At 58.4% G+C, this 15,294-nt stretch carries 15 protein-coding genes; 8 read left to right on the forward strand and 7 right to left on the reverse strand.

The window, feature by feature from the left end; all coding sequences use genetic code 11:
- Nucleotides 1–124: 124 nt before the first annotated feature.
- From BOA8489_RS00005 to BOA8489_RS00025, 5 genes are all read right to left on the reverse strand, one after another.
- Nucleotides 125–790 (reverse strand): efflux RND transporter periplasmic adaptor subunit, encoded by a 666-nt coding sequence (locus tag BOA8489_RS00005; RefSeq protein ID WP_141138199.1) that lies wholly within the window; start codon nucleotides 788–790, stop codon nucleotides 125–127.
- 147 nt (nucleotides 791–937) lie between these two features.
- Nucleotides 938–2,143 carry an efflux RND transporter periplasmic adaptor subunit gene (locus tag BOA8489_RS00010; protein WP_093971944.1) on the reverse strand — a complete coding sequence of 402 codons (1,206 nt, stop codon included), beginning with the start codon at nucleotides 2,141–2,143 and terminating at the stop codon, nucleotides 938–940.
- Between the two features lie 5 nt (nucleotides 2,144–2,148).
- Nucleotides 2,149–4,509 (reverse strand): ABC transporter permease, encoded by a 2,361-nt coding sequence (locus BOA8489_RS00015; protein ID WP_093971945.1) that lies wholly within the window; start codon nucleotides 4,507–4,509, stop codon nucleotides 2,149–2,151.
- Between the two features lie 4 nt (nucleotides 4,510–4,513).
- A complete protein-coding gene (locus tag BOA8489_RS00020) occupies nucleotides 4,514–5,257 on the reverse strand; it encodes an ABC transporter ATP-binding protein (RefSeq protein WP_093971946.1) in 744 nt (247 codons plus the stop codon).
- A gap of 90 nt (nucleotides 5,258–5,347) precedes the next feature.
- Nucleotides 5,348–5,791, reverse strand: a complete 444-nt coding sequence (locus tag BOA8489_RS00025; RefSeq protein ID WP_093971947.1) for a PepSY domain-containing protein — start codon at nucleotides 5,789–5,791, stop codon at nucleotides 5,348–5,350.
- 493 nt (nucleotides 5,792–6,284) lie between these two features.
- Between BOA8489_RS00025 and BOA8489_RS00030 the strand changes: the two genes are divergently transcribed.
- The 5 genes from BOA8489_RS00030 (at nucleotide 6,285) to BOA8489_RS00055 (ending at nucleotide 11,035) form a co-directional block, all read left to right on the forward strand.
- Nucleotides 6,285–7,586 carry an MFS transporter gene (locus tag BOA8489_RS00030; protein WP_093972447.1) on the forward strand — a complete coding sequence of 434 codons (1,302 nt, stop codon included), beginning with the start codon at nucleotides 6,285–6,287 and terminating at the stop codon, nucleotides 7,584–7,586.
- Between the two features lie 183 nt (nucleotides 7,587–7,769).
- Nucleotides 7,770–8,714 (forward strand): calcium/sodium antiporter, encoded by a 945-nt coding sequence (locus BOA8489_RS00035; protein WP_093972448.1) that lies wholly within the window; start codon nucleotides 7,770–7,772, stop codon nucleotides 8,712–8,714.
- Between the two features lie 279 nt (nucleotides 8,715–8,993).
- Entirely contained in the window at nucleotides 8,994–9,200 is a 207-nt protein-coding gene (locus BOA8489_RS00045; protein WP_442319933.1) for a pentapeptide repeat-containing protein, read from the forward strand.
- A gap of 11 nt (nucleotides 9,201–9,211) precedes the next feature.
- On the forward strand, nucleotides 9,212–9,826 hold the full coding sequence (locus BOA8489_RS00050; RefSeq protein ID WP_176440148.1) for an exopolysaccharide biosynthesis protein: 615 nt from the start codon (nucleotides 9,212–9,214) through the stop codon (nucleotides 9,824–9,826).
- Between the two features lie 288 nt (nucleotides 9,827–10,114).
- Complete coding sequence (locus BOA8489_RS00055; RefSeq protein ID WP_093971951.1) at nucleotides 10,115–11,035, forward strand: cation diffusion facilitator family transporter; 921 nt, start codon at nucleotides 10,115–10,117, stop codon at nucleotides 11,033–11,035.
- A gap of 78 nt (nucleotides 11,036–11,113) precedes the next feature.
- Here BOA8489_RS00055 and BOA8489_RS00060 read toward each other — a convergent pair whose 3' ends face one another.
- Both BOA8489_RS00060 and BOA8489_RS00065 read right to left on the reverse strand, forming a co-directional pair.
- Nucleotides 11,114–11,581, reverse strand: a complete 468-nt coding sequence (locus BOA8489_RS00060; protein WP_141138200.1) for a carbonic anhydrase — start codon at nucleotides 11,579–11,581, stop codon at nucleotides 11,114–11,116.
- Nucleotides 11,582–11,635: 54 nt separating this feature from the next.
- Entirely contained in the window at nucleotides 11,636–12,499 is an 864-nt protein-coding gene (locus BOA8489_RS00065; RefSeq protein WP_093971953.1) for an MBL fold metallo-hydrolase, read from the reverse strand.
- Nucleotides 12,500–12,666: 167 nt separating this feature from the next.
- Between BOA8489_RS00065 and BOA8489_RS00070 the strand changes: the two genes are divergently transcribed.
- Genes BOA8489_RS00070 through BOA8489_RS00080 form a run of 3 tightly spaced genes read left to right on the forward strand, consistent with a single transcriptional unit; the run spans nucleotide 12,667 to nucleotide 15,279 of the window.
- On the forward strand, nucleotides 12,667–12,990 hold the full coding sequence (locus tag BOA8489_RS00070; protein WP_217897918.1) for an ArsR/SmtB family transcription factor: 324 nt from the start codon (nucleotides 12,667–12,669) through the stop codon (nucleotides 12,988–12,990).
- Nucleotides 12,971–13,522 (forward strand): rhodanese-like domain-containing protein, encoded by a 552-nt coding sequence (locus BOA8489_RS00075; protein WP_217897919.1) that lies wholly within the window; start codon nucleotides 12,971–12,973, stop codon nucleotides 13,520–13,522. Before BOA8489_RS00070 ends, BOA8489_RS00075 begins: the two co-directional genes overlap by 20 nt.
- 11 nt (nucleotides 13,523–13,533) lie before the next feature.
- Nucleotides 13,534–15,279, forward strand: coding sequence for a SulP family inorganic anion transporter (locus tag BOA8489_RS00080; protein ID WP_093971956.1), 1,746 nt, complete (start codon nucleotides 13,534–13,536; stop codon nucleotides 15,277–15,279).
- Nucleotides 15,280–15,294 lie beyond the last annotated feature (15 nt).

Below are 15,294 nucleotides of genomic sequence, written 5' to 3' on the forward strand. Positions count from 1 at the left end.
TGGCCGACAAGCACATCAACCTGCCGCAATTTCTGAACTATTTCCTCTGGCTTGTGTCGTTTGTTTGCCATTCTCTGTCCTCCGTTTCCTAAACATAACGGTGGACCAATTCAGATGGGGAGGCTCAAAGTGTTCCGTCACGCACGGCGCGGTCGGTGCCGATCTCGATCCGGTCGCCTTGTGCGAGATCCGTGGCATGTCTTTCGGGCACCGCAAGTCGCAGAAAGACGCCGCCGCTTGCAATGACTGCAATCGCCTCACCGGGTGTAACGACAGATCCGCGCGAAATATGGACGGCCAGCACGATGCCCGCATCCGGTGCGAGGACTGCCCCTTCGGTTATTTGCTGTTCGACGATCAGGCGCTCGGCTTGGATGTTCGATATCTCGCCTTCGATCACGCTGACAGCGGTTTGCAGTTCTTCAAGCCGTCGGCTGGTGATCACTTCGCGCTCCATCAACGCCTCGCCCCGGGCGAGTTCCGAGCGCGCTGTCGACAGGCGTGACTCCAGCGCGGTGAGACGTGCATCCAGAGCGTCGATCTGGAAATCGAGTTTGCCGTCTTCGATCCGGGCGACGCGAGCGCCTGCCGCGACCAGATCGCCCTCCGTCACGAAGAGGTCCACGACCGTGCCACCGATCCGCGCGCGCGCGGGCAACCTGTTGCGGGTTTCGACTTGCCCGAAGACCATCTTCCATTCCGTGACGCTTTGAAGTGTGACGTCCATGGTCTGGCCGAAAGTCGGTGCGGCAAGGATCAGAGCCGTCAGCATCAGGAGGAGTCGTGGCATTCCGCGCACCCGTTTGTCGTGAACATCTGGCGTCACTATAGCGGGGCAATCGGCGCCGGTATTGATCTGGCGCAAGGGTGTCTCGGGTTGCAGCGTGGCAGGCGTGCCGCGCATTTCGTGGCCGGGCGCGGGGCCGCTGGTATCCTGCTAGCGTTGTTGAAGTCTGACCCCGTCTTCAATGCGATCGTCCGGGAAACGTACAATCTCGTCGCCATCGTCTAGGCCTGAGAGAATCCTGGCTTCCCGGTCCGTTCGTTCGCCCACCTCGACAGTCGCTGTTCGGGCGCGTCCATCGACGACCTGAAACACCTGCCAGACTTCGCCATTGCGAAACAGAGCCGTCGCTGGCACTTTGGGAACATCGGAGGCTTCCCAAAGCACGATATCGACTTCGACCTCAAAGCCATGGCCAAGGCGTGTCCAGACCGCGGGGGGATCGGAAATGTCGATCACCACACTGACGCGCTGTTCTTCTATGCCCAGCGCTGAGACCTTGGTGTATCCGAAGGGGTCGATCCTGCGCACAGTTCCCGACAAGGCCCTGTCGCCACCCCAATTGTCGATGATGGCTCTTTGTCCGGGTTCGATTCGCACCGCGTCGGAGGAGCGGAAGTCGGCGACGATTTCCAGGTCTTCCGGGTTTCCAACCTCGAGGAGGGGTTGTCCGGGTGCGACGACGCCCTCGCTTTCGTGCAGAACCCGTAGGACCTGACCGTCGATCGGGGCACGGATCGGGATGCAGGGGCAGTTTCCAAGGCGTTGGGACGTCTCGCCGGGTGGCACAAGGCGGACCTCTGCGGCGCGCAGAAGGTTCTCGCGCATCTCGACGGCGGCTGCGGCCGTGGCGAGCGCTGCCGTGCGGATGCGGAACGTCCGCTCGGCTTCCTGCACGACGCGCAGGGACACGGTTTCATTGGTCCAAAGCTCGCGCATGCGCTCAACTTCGGTTTTGGCGAAATCGAGTTCTGCCTGGGCCTGCGTCAGTTCTGCTTGGGCCAGTTTCAAGGCGGCGCGCGCGGCGTCCGCGTCGGCGCGGGCTGTGGCCTCTGAGCGAACGTCAAGGAATTCGGGGTCCATCGGTTCGATCTCGGCCACCACCGTTTCGTTGGCGACAACCTCGTCCCCTTCTTCAATTTCGATCCGAAGGGCTCTTCCGTGCACCGGCGCGGAGACGACGAACGTGTCGCGGATCCGGGTTTGGCCTTCTTGCGCGACGGTTGTGACGAGGGGACCGCGTGTGACGGTTGCGAGATCCACGTCGATCGGGCGCGGCCAGAAGGCGAAGACGAGGCCAGCGGCCACGGCTCCGACCGGGATCGCCCAGAACACTCTACGGCCAGTGATGATTGCCATTTGGCTCACTCCCTTGTTTTCAAGACACTTATGAGATCAAGGCGGTCAAGCCGTCGTCTTACGACAGCGGCAGAGACCGCGCTGGCGATGATGATGACAAGCACAGCTTTTCCAAATGCAGTCGGAGGAATAACGAACGGCAACCGGAAGAGTTCGGTTTCGAAAGCCTGAACGATGATCGCGACAAGGCCATAGCCCGCCAAGCATCCCAGTGGCAGCGCGATCATGACGAGAAGCGCGGTTTCGCCGATCAGGATGTAGGAGACCTCGGCGCGGGTGAAGCCGAGTACCCGCAAGGTCGCAAGTTCGCGGCCGCGTTCGGACAAGGCCACCCGTGCGGCGTTGTAGACCACGCCATATGCTAATGCGCTGGAGAACAGGACGAAAAAGCCACTGAAAATCAGGATCGTCTCGCCGATGGTTTCGAACATGGTCTGGATGGCGTTATGCTTGACGGTGACGGTGGCAAGCCCGGGGAGCGCGCGCAAGGCGTCATAAAGCGGGCCTTCGTCGGCGGCGTCGACCAGCAGACTTGCATATTCGAACGAAGGGGGGTCGCCCAGCAGGCGGTTGAGTTGCGCGAGCGAGACATAGGCCGGCATTGCGATCCAGGTTTCGTGAATGCCTGCCACTGTCAGTTCGAAGCGGCGGTGGTCACGTTCCAGAATTTCGACCTCGACTGTGTCTCCAGGCTTCACGTCAAGCTTCTCGGCAAGCAGTCGACCGAGTACCACGCCGCCTGTCGGCACAGGGACTTTCCAGCCGCGCACATCATGGATGAGCTGGAGGCGGCTGTCTTCGGGAAGCGCGGTCAGGCCGCCGCGGTGCCGGGTTCTGCCATTTGTGATATCGGCCGCGACAAGACGCATGGGTTCGACCGCCAAAACGCCGGGCAGGCTCAGCAGCGCGTGGCGGGCGGAATCTGCGCGTGTCCCTCTGAAGCCGACCACCATGTCCTGATGCTGGCTTTGTTGGAAATGATTTCGCACAAGGAGGTAGATCGCATCATTCCATTGCATGGCCATGACTAGAACGGCGACCGACAGGGCGACGCCGACCACTGTCACGCCAGCGCGCAGCGGGTTGCGGATAATGTGGCGCAGGATGATCCGGGTCGGGCTGTCTAGGGCCTCGACGACCGCATGTGGCAAAGCGACTTCGCGAAACCGTTCTGGGGCGGGCGGGCGCATCGCTTGTGCCGGAACAAGGCGTAGAACCTGTCGGACCGCGCCGATCGCACCAAGCAGGCCCGCGCCAAAGGCCACGATGGCCGAGAGTGCGAATTCCGTTCCGCTTGGACGATAGAAGAGGAAGGGAAACCGGAAGAACTGAGTGTAGATTTCAGTGTTGTATCGTCCAAGTGCCGCTCCTGCGCCCCATCCGAGGAGAACGCCGACGGCCGTCATGGCAAGGGCAAGCATCGTATAGTGCCAGCCAACTTGAAGGTCTGTGTATCCGAAGGCTTTCATCAAGGCGATCTCGCGTCGTTCCACGGTGATGATCCGGGCAAGTATGGCGTTTGTCAGGAATGCGGCCACTGACAGAAAGATCCCCGGCAGGATTGTCGCCATGGTGCGCAACTGGTCGAATTCATTCATCAAAAACCAGTTCGAAATCTGATCGGCCCGCGCGATTGCGCCACTTCCGCCGTGGTCTTCAAGCAGGTCGTCAAGGTCGGTGATGACGGGTTTCGGGTCGACGTCACGCAAGAGCGAGAGGGTGACGTCGTTGAACGCGCCTTGCATGTCATAAGCAGCCGCAAGAGTCTCGCGTCCCATCCAGACGATGCCGTATCGCCGGTCGTCCGGCATCAGTCCGCCGGGCGCGATTGCGTAGACAAACTCGGGTGAAAGTGCGATCCCGACGACACGGACCTTGCGCTGGGTGCCATTGAGCAGCACGCGAATGGAGTCACCCGGCACCAGTCCGTGAGCTTGTGCGAAAGGCGCGTGAAGGACCGCCTCGTCGTCGCGATCCGCCAGCGGGGATCGGCCCGTCAGAAGAGCAAACCTGTTGAGCAAAGGCTCGCGGTCATCCGGGACCGAAAGGAGGTGGGCCATGACGGGTTCGCTCATGCTCGCGATTTCAACGGTCGTGAGCGCGCTGATGCGGGTTTCGACGGTCTGGACGCCGGGAATTCTTGCGATGCGGTCGGTCAGGCGCATTGGCGCACGGCGCACGCCCGCAAAGACTTCGGCAAAGCTGTAGCGTTCGTAATAGGCGTCTGTCGTGGCTTGGAGCGAGGTCAGGGTGCTGAGAGACATCACAAGCAGAGCAACACCCGAGGCGACCACAAGAGCCACCGCGAAGACTTGTCCGCGAAGGCGCAACAGATCGCGCAGGAGTTTCCGGTTCAATGGGTGCATGGCGCTACCAATTGATATCGCGTGGGGCCACGCGGGTTTTGTTTGTGTATTCGTCCGCGATCTGCCCGTCCCGCATCGAAATCACGCGATCCGCCATGTCCGCGATGGCGGCGTTGTGAGTGATCAGAACGGTCGAGGACCCGACCTCGCGGTTCACTGTCTTGATAGCCTCCAGCACGATCACACCAGTTTCGCTGTCAAGCGCACCGGTCGGTTCGTCGCAAAGCAAAAGCTCGGGTCGTTTGGCTATGGCGCGCGCGATGGCGACGCGTTGCTGTTCGCCGCCCGACAGTTCGGCCGGGAAGTGATGCGCCCGCGGGCCAAGCCCGACGATCTTCAGCGCGTCGTTTGGGGATAGCGGATCGCGCGCGATTTCCGTGACCAGCGCGACGTTCTCTTCGGCGGTGAGCGAGGCGATCAGATTATAGAACTGAAAGACGAAGCCCACGCGGTCGCGTCGATAACGCGTCAGGGCGGCAATATCCATTTTGCCCAGATCGATCCCGTCGAGAATGACCTGGCCCCCGGTCGCTGTGTCGAGGCCGCCGAGTATGTTGAGCAAGGTCGACTTGCCGCTGCCTGAGGGCCCGAGCAGGACCACGAGTTCGCCTCGTCCGAGAGTGAGGTCGACCCCCCGCAACGCATGCACAGCCGAGGGACCTTCGCCATAGACTTTGGTCAGGCCGATGGCCTGCAGGATTGTCTGTGAGCCCGAATGGGTCTGCTGTTGCGTTGCTGGGTCGCTCATTGCTGTAGTTCCCGTTGCAAGTTGTTTTGCAGTCCTGGGGTGCGTTTGCAATCCCGATGTGTCGCGCCAATTGGCGTCCGTGGCGCAGCGCTAGCTGTCGTTTCGTTTCGATTTCAGGACTTTGCCGGTCACGGCGTCGACGTAGATCTCGACCTGGACTCCGTCGCTGTTGGTGGCCTCGATCTCGTAGTGACTGCCTTCGAATTCGATCTCGCGGACATTTGTATACCCAAGGGCTTCGATCGTCGCCACGATCTGCCGCAGGCCCATGTAATCGGGGCGCGGCGAGGTTCCACCCCAACCCATGCGTCTGTTGCCCGGCCCCGTGCTTTCGAAGGCGGTGCGGCATTCCAACGAGACCTGCGCGAGATGTTCTGTGGGGTACAAATGCACAGCACCGCCCATATGCGGCAGATTTGGGAAATATCTTTCAATACTATCTGCGCAGGTTGCGCAGACGGCTCCAGTCTGCGCGCCGACGGTTCCGGCAAAAAGGCAGGTAACAGCAACGGCAATGGCCCTGATATTCCGCATCGTTTGACTCCCAAAGAGAAAGCAATGTCGTCGCGACCGAAGTGCGCGGCATATTTGACGTGATAAGTCAGACTCGGGGGTTGAAGTTGAGGAAGATCAAACCGAAGCGGGGCCGAGCGCGGGTTTTCGGCGTTGCCGGTGGCCCAGTTCGCGTGGAGTTGTACTGAAGCGTATCGCAGGCAGTCGAGCCGCGAAATCCAAGCGCGGAGGTAAGGACACAGCGATATTTGTGACGCGACCTTCGCGAGGGCTGAAGCGCGGGAAAGATCAATGTTTTGTCCTGATTGCGATCAGGTGATGCGGTCTGACTTTTGCAGAGGTTAAGACAGCCATAACCGCTCTGAGCGGGCCGCGAGGTTGCCAAGTCACGAGAACGATCTGGATGAAATTGTGTTTTCTAGGTATCTTCAGTATTCCTAAACTGAATTTAGCGACGTTGGCCTTGTTTGGCGGCTGAATTTCACCGTTGACGACGATGGGGCTGGCCGGAACCTTGTTCAAAAGCATTCTCTCACTTGGCGCGTTGCTGCTTGGCTCGGCGTTTTTGTTGTTTGCGGGCGGCGTGAACGCCTTGATCCTGCCGATCCGTGGGGAAGCGGAAGGGTTTACGGCGACGTCGCTTGGCCTTCTTGGAACGGGCTGGGCGATCGGCTATGTCGCGGGTTGCCTGCGCACGCCCGCTATGGTGGCGCGCGTCGGTCATATACGGGCGTTCGGGGCCATGTGCGCGATTGCCGCAATTGCCGTCTTGATATCGCTTGTCCTGATCACGCCCGCGGTATGGATACCTGTGCGCGCCCTTTCCGGCTTTTGTTTTGCCGGGGCCGCGATGATCGTTGAAAGCTGGCTGAACGAAAGAACCGAGGCATCTTCGCGCGGTCGTGTCTTCGGCATCTATACAATGGTGAATCTGGCCGCGACGACAGCCGGCCAGATGGTGCTGACACTTGGGGATACCAACGGATATTTCTTTTTTGTCCTCGCAGCGATGGTGTACTGCCTTGCACTTTTGCCGACGGCCATCAGCGCGACGACCACGCCTCGTCCGCTCACTAAGGTTTCACTTGATTTGCGGGCATTGTGGAGAAACTCGCCCATCGCCTTCTTTGCGGTTCTAATGGTGGGGGTCTCGAATGCCTCGTTCGGCACGCTTGCGGCCGTTTTTGGCGCGCGGATCGGACTTTCGCTGGGAGATATAGCCTTGTTTGCGAGTATTCCAATTCTCGCTGGGGCCGCGATGCAGATACCGGTCGGGATCGCGTCGGACCGGCTGGACCGGCGGAAGGTTCTTATCGGGATAACGTGCTTTGCCTTAGCCGCGGATGCGCTGTTCCTTTTGGTCGGGGTGACCAGTCCGTCGATGGTTCTGGGGTTGGCGGCTCTGTTTGGGGCAACGGTATACGCCATGTATCCGGTGATCGTGGCGCACGCGAACGACCATGCCGAACCGGGAACCTATATTCAGGTCAGTGGCGGTTTGTTGCTGGTGTTTGGTCTTGGCTCGATCGGGGGTCCTACGGTCGCCGGTTTTGCAATGACATCTTTTGGTCCTGCAAGTCTGTTCGCCGTGACGGGAACCGCGCATATATGTCTGCTGACGTTTGCCATATACCGCTTGCGCACCGCTCCTTCGGTAAAGAGCGAGAAGAAGGTCATGTTCAAAGCCAAGCCTTTGGCGCGCTTTTCCACACCGGAAACGGCGGCTCTTGGCGCTGATCAGGCGGAACTGGATGCGGATCAGCCGTCCGAGGCGCTTGAGGGGCCCCCGCAGTCGCAAAAGGATCCGCGAGAGTAGGTCTTTGGTTCTTGTGTTGGTGGTAACCGTTCCACGCGGTTTCGCGCTACGTAATTAAGTGGTTTTGAATGTTTTTGCCCCACACTTGAAATCAGATCTCGCCGCTTCTTATCTGCGATGGACAGGCCAACGAATTGCATATCCCGTGCGCTCGCCGAGCTTGTCTTTTCGGACGAACAGCACATGGACTATCTTCAACTAATTCTCGGGTTCGCTTTGCTGGTTGCCGGCGGCGAGGCTTTGGTGCGCGGAGCCGTTGCGGTCGCGTCCCGGTTTGGGGTTTCGCCTCTTCTGATCGGCCTGACGCTTGTCGGCTTTGGAACTTCGACACCCGAACTGGTCACCAGTCTGCAGGCCGCGCTGGGGGGATTCCCGGGCATAGCGGTCGGAAATGTGATCGGCTCCAATGTGGCCAACATCCTGCTGATTGTGGGTGTCGCTGCGGTAATCATGCCGATGGTCGTTGATTCCGGTGCGTTCCGACGCGATGGTGCGGTGCTTGGGGTCGCAACCGCGCTGGCAGTTGGAGTGGTTTTGGTTGGCACGCTGGAGCGCTGGATGGGTGGCGTTCTGATCGCCCTATTGCTGGGTTATATCTGGCTGGCTTACAGAACCGACAGGCGTGCCGTTGCGTCCGCGATTGGTGATGAAGCGCCGATCAGCGCACCGACAACGGGGTCTTTATGGATCGCACTTGGACTGGCGGCTGGCGGGACTATCCTGACGATCTTGGGTGCGCATCTGACCGTTAAAGCCGCCGTCACACTGGCGCTGATCTGGGGGATGAGCGAGACAGTCGTGGGGCTGACGGTGGTTGCCGTCGGCACGTCGCTGCCAGAGCTTGTGACATCTGTCATGGCGGCTCTGCGGCGGCAGTCCGGCATCGCCTTCGGCAATGTGATCGGATCGAACATCTATAATATCCTGGGTATTCTGGGCGTCACGGCGCTTGTTCAGCCAATTCCCATTCCCCCGGAAATCGCGCAGCTTGATGTCTGGGTCATGCTGGCGGCAGCGGTCGCCTTGATTATCGTTGTCATGGCTTGGCAGCGGATCGGGCGAGGGGTCGGGATTGGCTTTCTCGGCGCTTATGTCGCCTATACGGCGTGGTTGGTATCCGGTGCTTAGATATCTTTCTTCGCACGGTTTGTCGGAAGCTTTGCCGCAAGGTCTAAGTGCCGCGCGCATGGGTCTGGTTGCGCTGATGCTGACTTACGGCATTGCCGTCGCGGCCGAAGACGTGGAGCGGTTGAGTGAGCTCCGGGCCCTTGGGGATTGCGAGAACTGCGCCTTTGAAGATCAGGATTTTTCGGGCAGGAAACTTATCGGAATAAACCTGTCCAATGCGGCGCTCGACAACGTCGTGTTTGATAATTCGGAATTGAATATTTCGCTTTTCGAAAGGCAATTTTGCGCAATGTCAGTTTCGTTGGAACGAACCTGCGCGGCGCTAGTTTTGTCGGTGCGCGCCTTGAGAATGTAAGCTTTGATGGCGCGATCCTGTCGGGTGCGGTATTTGAAGGTGCCTTCATGGACCGTACCGACCTGCAGTCGGCGCTGCTTTGCAATACGCAGTTGCCTGGCGATCTGATGGATCGGTCCGATTGCGAATGAGGGCTTTGGCCGTGGAACCTTTCGTTGATGAGAAAGCGCCAAACAGAAGGCTGTCGGTTGCTCTGCGTGACCTGCAGCGCAGCGCGGTTGAAAGCATTTCGCTCAACCTGCTGATCACATCGCTGGGAAATCGCAGTTTCGTGCCTTTGCTGATCATTTTCGCGCTTCCGAACCTGTTTTTCTTTGTTCCCGGATCGTCCGTGATCACCGGACCGCCTCTGATATTCGTGGCGGCGCAGTTGGTCCTTGGCCGTCCTGCGGTGTGGCTGCCGGCTTTTTTGGGCGAGCGATCCATAGAGCATCAGATGTTTTCGAAGATCATTGTTCGCGCCATTCCGTGGATTGAGCGGATGGAGCGGCTGGTCCATCCGCGATTTTGGATTTTGTCACACCGCGCGGCCGAACTGACCGTCGGTGTCGCCTGTCTTGTGATGTCGGTCTTCATGTTCTTGCCCAATCCGTTCGGCAACACACTGCCTGCCTTGTCGGTCATCGTGATCGCTCTGAGCCTGAGTGAACGCGATGGCTTGTGGCTGCTTGGCGGGTTTGCCTTGAGCCTTGCGTCATTCGCCGTCGTGGCGGGTCTTTTCGCAGCCGGTGCTTCTGCGATGATGCAGATTTTCTGAGACTGGTTTCTTGGAGGCGATACTGCCTTTGAGATAAAGGCGCGTGCTGCCCGCTCTGCAAAACGTGCTTTCGGGCGCGTTTCCCTTTGTCATTGCGATGATCGACCTGTCGGGCTTAACGGAGTGTGAAAACCGAGATGGTGCTGGAGAACCTATCCGGATTGATCCCTCGCAAAGCGGGAGGCGAGGATATGGGTGAGTGTGGTTAACGTAGCCCTTTCCTGAATTTGGAATCCGGGCACGTGTTTGAGCGGTTTGGAGACATTCGAAACGAGAAGGAGCCGGACTTTGGCCGGACATACGCATCATCTGGACGCCGAAGCCGGGAACCGGCGGGTTTTCTGGGCAATCGCAATCAACACTTTGCTGAGTGTCGTGCAGATTGTGGGCGGTCTGGTGTCAGGCAGTTTGGCCCTGATTGCGGACGCCATCCACAATCTGTCAGATGCAATGGCTCTGGTTCTTGCCTTCCTTGCGCGCAAGGTTGCCCAGCGACCTGCTGACGATACAATGACGTTCGGATATGGTCGTGCCGAAGTTGTCGCGGCGTTGATCAACTATACCACCCTGATCCTTCTTGCCTTTTTCCTGACGTACGAAGCTGCAAGACGCATCTTTGATCCAACCGAAGTCGAGGGCTGGTCTGTAGTGATCATCGCGGTTTTTGCGCTTCTGGTGGATTCTGCCACCGCTTTGCTGACCTATACGCTGTCAAAGGACAGTATGAACATCCGCGCGGCTTTTCTGCACAACCTAGCGGACGCGCTGGGGTCCGTGGCCGTCATCGTCGCGGGGACTGTGATCATTCTTTATGACTGGCGATTGATCGATCCGCTGATCACGATGTTGATTGCGGGCTATATTTTTTGGCAGTCGGCAAGCGAAGTCGGCCGCACGATCCGCATTCTGATGCTTGGGAGCCCACCCGAACTGGACACCCGCTCCGTTCTGGCGTCGATGCGCGGCGTGGCCGGGGTGGAGGGCGTGCATCATCTGCATCTGTGGCAAATGCAAGAGCATGAACCGGCGCTGGATGCACATGTCGTCATCGAGGAAGGCATGTGGGGCGAGGCGGACCAAGTGAAAGGCGCGGTGAAAAACGTCCTTCGACATGAGTTCGGGCTGACGCACATCACCCTGGAGCTTGAATGCCACGTCCATGCCTGTGAAGCGCCTCGGGACGTGGGGCATGTTGCAGGGGCGGAATGAACGATCGGGCGAACCGGTTCGATTGCGAATTTCAGGTCGGTTGTGACCGTTGCGAGGACGTCACTGGCGCGGGGATTGTCAGAGAAAGAATGCCTCGACGCTGCCGTCAAGATCCATCAGCAGGGTTTCAACTTCGAGGCCCGGTTCGCGTTTTGCGATCTCGTCGGCCAGCGCCTCCATCCATTTCATATGCGTCACTGTTTCGACCTCGCGGATATCAGCGCAATCGGTGCTGACAAAGGCCTTGCAAGCTCCGCAATCGCGGTGGTCGATGATGATGACCTTACGTATGCCATGCAGTTTGCGCGCCAGCGCAACGTGTTGCCAAAAGGTTTTTGCCCAGGCAGTGGTCTGATCGGACATCACGCCGATCGCGCCGCCGGCGAGAGTGATCTGATCGTATTTGCCACGAAGGCCGCGGCCATCGAGATAGTCTGCGACAGCCGCGACAAGACGGTAATCCATGCAGTTGAGCACCAGGGCTTCTGTCTGTGGAACCTGTTGCGCCGACGCTTGGGGGGCGGGTCTTGATACGTTCACGTTCATGAGGGTGCCTCCGAAATCAAGGCCGCGCGCTGAATGCACGCGGCCCTTTTTCGCTTAGATTTGGTTCAGCGGCACTTTGAGATAGCGCACGCCGTTGTCTTCAGCAGGTGGCAGTTCACCGGCGCGAATGTTGACCTGTACGGAGGGCAGGATCAGCGTGGGCATATCGAGCGTCGCGTCGCGGGCTTCGCGCATTGCGACAAATTCGTCTTCCGATTTGCCTGCCCCGACATGGACGTTGGCGGCTTTTTCCTCGGCCACGGTGGTTTCCCATTTGTATTCGTCACGACCCGGTGCCTTGTAGTCGTGGCACATGTAGAGCGTCGTGTCGTCGGGCAGCGTGAGCACTTTCTGTATAGACCGATAGAGGGTTCGGGCATCGCCGCCGGGGAAGTCGGCGCGCGCGGTACCGAAATCCGGCATGAACAGGGTGTCACCCACAAAGGCGGCTTTGTCGGCCACATAGGTCATACAGGCCGGAGTATGCCCCGGTGTGTGCATCGCCTTGACGGTGACGCCGCCAATTTCGAATTCCTCGCCATCCTCGAACAGGTGCTCAAACTGGCTTCCATCGGTCTGGAAGCCTTTTTCGACGTTGAAGAGCTTGGCGAAGACGTCCTGCACCTCTTTTATATGGGCGCCGACTGCGGTGGTTCCGCCGACTTTGCCTTTAATATAGGGCGCGGCGCTCAGATGATCGGCATGGGCGTGGGTTTCCAGCAACCACTCGACCTCAAGGTCATTGTCCTGAACATAAGAAATGATCGCATCGGCGCTCTCGGTGTTGGTGCGACCTGATTTCGGGTCGAAGTCGAGAACTGAATCGATGATCGCACAGCTTTTGCTGTCCGGATCCTGAACGACGTAGGACACGGTAAAGGTGGCTTCGTCGAAAAAGGCTTTCACTTTGGGTGTCATGTCAGACTCCTTTGAGTTGGTCAGAATTCTAGTAACGGCAGGGGATCGAGCTGGTTTGATCATTCTCAAACGGGTGTTGGTCTGATCTTTTTCAGCGTTGATCTGCCGTCTTGCTCTTGACGATATAGGAATAACTTCCTATCTGCGCAAGTATGAAGATAAATGAAATGAACACCGCTGCTGACGGCGTCTGTGAAATGATGACGCTTTTGTCGAACAAGCGCAGGCTCATGATCCTGTGTCTGTTGACAGAAGGCGAGAAATCCGTGGGCGAGTTGGCCGAAGCAATCGGCGCGCGCGACACGGTGGTCTCGCAACAACTGGCTGTTTTGCGGCGCGAACGCATCGTGAAACCCCGACGCGATGGACAGACGATGTTCTATCGCATCGTCCGCGAGGATGTCGGGAAACTGCTGGATCATCTTTATGAAATCTACTGCGGCGGTGCCGCAATCACTAAGGAGATCGAAAATGACTCTGAGAAAAGTTGACGCAAGAACAACGTTCGAATGGATGAAGGACGGTCGGGCCGTTCTGATCGACGTGCGCGAGCCCGACGAATGGATCAAGGAACACGTGCCGGAAGCTCATCTGGTGCCGTTGTCGGGCTTCAATCCGGATGATTTCCCAAAGGAACACGACAAGATCGCCGTTTTCCACTGCAGGAGTGGCGGACGGACCGAAGCTGCGGCGCCGCAGATATTGCGGACGGGTTTTCGCGAGATCTATCAGCTTGAAGGTGGCATCCAAAGCTGGCGCGAGGCTGGTCTGCCGGTGAACGAAAATGCCAAGGCACCGATCAGCATTATGCGCCAGGTTCAGATCACTGCCGGAAGTCTTGTCGTTCTCGGTGTTGTTCTTGGCGTGGTTGTCAATCTTTGGTTTGTAGCGATGAGCGCGCTTGTTGGCGCAGGACTGGCCCAGTCCGGGATCACCGGAAGCTGTGCGATGGCCAGAGTTCTTAAGCACATGCCATGGAACCGCGTCATTTCGGGTCAGCAAGGCCTGCCCACTTCAGCTTGAGAGGCACAACCATGAGACGCCGAACGCTCACATCTTTTCTGCCGATCCTTGCCTGGCTTCCCGGTTACGACCGGCAGGCCATGACAAATGACAGCATTGCGGGACTGATCGTGGCGATCATGCTGGTGCCGCAGGGTATGGCGTATGCCCTGCTTGCCGGTCTGCCGCCGGAGGTTGGGCTTTACGCGAGCATCGTCCCTTTGGTGTTTTATGGTTTGCTTGGTTCCAGCCGTGCTCTGGCGGTGGGACCGGTGGCGATTGTCTCGCTGATGGTTGCCACAACGCTGGGTGAGATCGCCGAAAGCGGTAGCGTGGGATATGTGAGCGGTGCAGTTCTGCTTGCGTTTTTGAGCGGTGCTATCCTACTTGGAATGGGTCTGGCACGGCTGGGGTTTCTGGTGAATTTCCTAAGCCATCCCGTGATCTCGGGGTTTTCCAGTGCGGCGGCCCTGGTGATCGGTTTCTCTCAGCTTAAGCATTTGTTGGGCTTTGATATACCGCGCAGTCATTTGATTACGGAAACGATCGCCCATGCAGTAACGCATATCTCTGATTTGAACGTTGCGACTTTTGTTATTGCATTGATTTCAATTAGTATTTTGTTCTTTTTCAAGGGGCGGCTTGCGGCCTGGTTGGCGTCTGCGGGCGTCGCGGGTGGAGTTGCGGACGCTTTGGCGAAGACCGGTCCCTTGGTCGCTGTTCTGGTGACGACGCTTCTTGTTTGGCTGTTGGGTCTGAACCAATCGAGTGGGGTTAAGGTTGTTGCTGATATTCCGGCAGGGTTGCCGCCGCTGAGTGTTCCTGATCTGGACTTTGCGCTGGTCCGGCAATTGTTGCCGTCAGCTTTGTTGATTTCGCTGGTCGGCTTTCTGGAGAGTGTTTCGGTCGCCAAGTCACTGGCCAGTAAACGTCGCCAGAAGCTCGATGCCAATCAGGAATTGATTGCGCTGGGGGCGGCGAATATTGGCGCCTCGTTTACAGGCGGCTATCCGGTCACAGGTGGATTCAGCCGGTCCTTGGTGAATTTTACCGCCGGGGCGGTTACGCCGATGGCGTCGATCATCACGGCGGGACTGGTAGCGCTGACGGTCGCCTTGCTGACGCCGCTGCTTTACTTTTTGCCCAATGCGACACTTGCGGCCATCATTATGGTGGCGGTTGCCAACCTGATCGATGTGAAGACATTTCGCGAGGCTTGGGTTTACAACAAAGCTGATGCCGCCTCGTTGGTCGCCACATTTCTGGTGGCGCTGACACTTGGTATCGAGATGGGGATTGTCGCGGGTGCGCTGTTGTCCATCGCGCTATACCTCTGGCGGACGAGCCGGCCGCATATGGCCGAGGTCGGACGCGTGGGCAACACCGAGCATTTCCGCAACGTATTGCGCCACAAGGTTCAGACGCATCCCGAGGTTCTGGCCATTCGAGTGGATGAAAGTCTCTATTTTGCCAATACCGCCTTTCTGGAGGATGACGTTTTGGCGCGCGTGGCCGATCATCCGGAGATCAAGCACCTCTTGCTGATCATGAGTGCCGTGAACTTCATTGATGCCAGCGCACTTGAGACGCTTCAGACTTTGTCGGAGCGTTTGCGCGATGCCGGCGTCACCATGAACATGGCCGAGGTGAAGGGGCCGGTGATGGACCGTCTGGAACTGGTCAGTTTCCGCGATGAAATGGGGGCGGGAAAGATTTACCTCAGCACGCATAACGCCATGCAGAACCTGACTGCCAAATCAGAGCCGAAAGCGGCTTGATTTGAGCTGCAGTTG

Origin of the sequence: Boseongicola aestuarii, from assembly GCF_900184815.1 — a bacterium.
Taxonomy (GTDB): Bacteria; Pseudomonadota; Alphaproteobacteria; order Rhodobacterales; family Rhodobacteraceae; genus Boseongicola; species Boseongicola aestuarii.

Excerpts from the sequence above, each read along its gene's own strand:
- BOA8489_RS00005 (WP_141138199.1), bottom strand. The coding sequence starts at position 790 with ATGCCACGACTCCTCCTGATGCTGACGGCTCTGATCCTTGCCGCACCG.
- BOA8489_RS00010 (WP_093971944.1), bottom strand. The coding sequence starts at position 2,143 with ATGGCAATCATCACTGGCCGTAGAGTGTTCTGGGCGATCCCGGTCGGA.
- BOA8489_RS00015 (WP_093971945.1), bottom strand. The coding sequence starts at position 4,509 with ATGCACCCATTGAACCGGAAACTCCTGCGCGATCTGTTGCGCCTTCGC.
- BOA8489_RS00020 (WP_093971946.1), bottom strand. The coding sequence starts at position 5,257 with ATGAGCGACCCAGCAACGCAACAGCAGACCCATTCGGGCTCACAGACA.
- BOA8489_RS00025 (WP_093971947.1), bottom strand. The coding sequence starts at position 5,791 with ATGCGGAATATCAGGGCCATTGCCGTTGCTGTTACCTGCCTTTTTGCC.
- BOA8489_RS00035 (WP_093972448.1), top strand. The coding sequence starts at position 7,770 with ATGGACTATCTTCAACTAATTCTCGGGTTCGCTTTGCTGGTTGCCGGC.
- BOA8489_RS00060 (WP_141138200.1), bottom strand. The coding sequence starts at position 11,581 with ATGAACGTGAACGTATCAAGACCCGCCCCCCAAGCGTCGGCGCAACAG.
- BOA8489_RS00065 (WP_093971953.1), bottom strand. The coding sequence starts at position 12,499 with ATGACACCCAAAGTGAAAGCCTTTTTCGACGAAGCCACCTTTACCGTG.
- BOA8489_RS00070 (WP_217897918.1), top strand. The coding sequence starts at position 12,667 with ATGAACACCGCTGCTGACGGCGTCTGTGAAATGATGACGCTTTTGTCG.
- BOA8489_RS00075 (WP_217897919.1), top strand. The coding sequence starts at position 12,971 with ATGACTCTGAGAAAAGTTGACGCAAGAACAACGTTCGAATGGATGAAG.
- BOA8489_RS00080 (WP_093971956.1), top strand. The coding sequence starts at position 13,534 with ATGAGACGCCGAACGCTCACATCTTTTCTGCCGATCCTTGCCTGGCTT.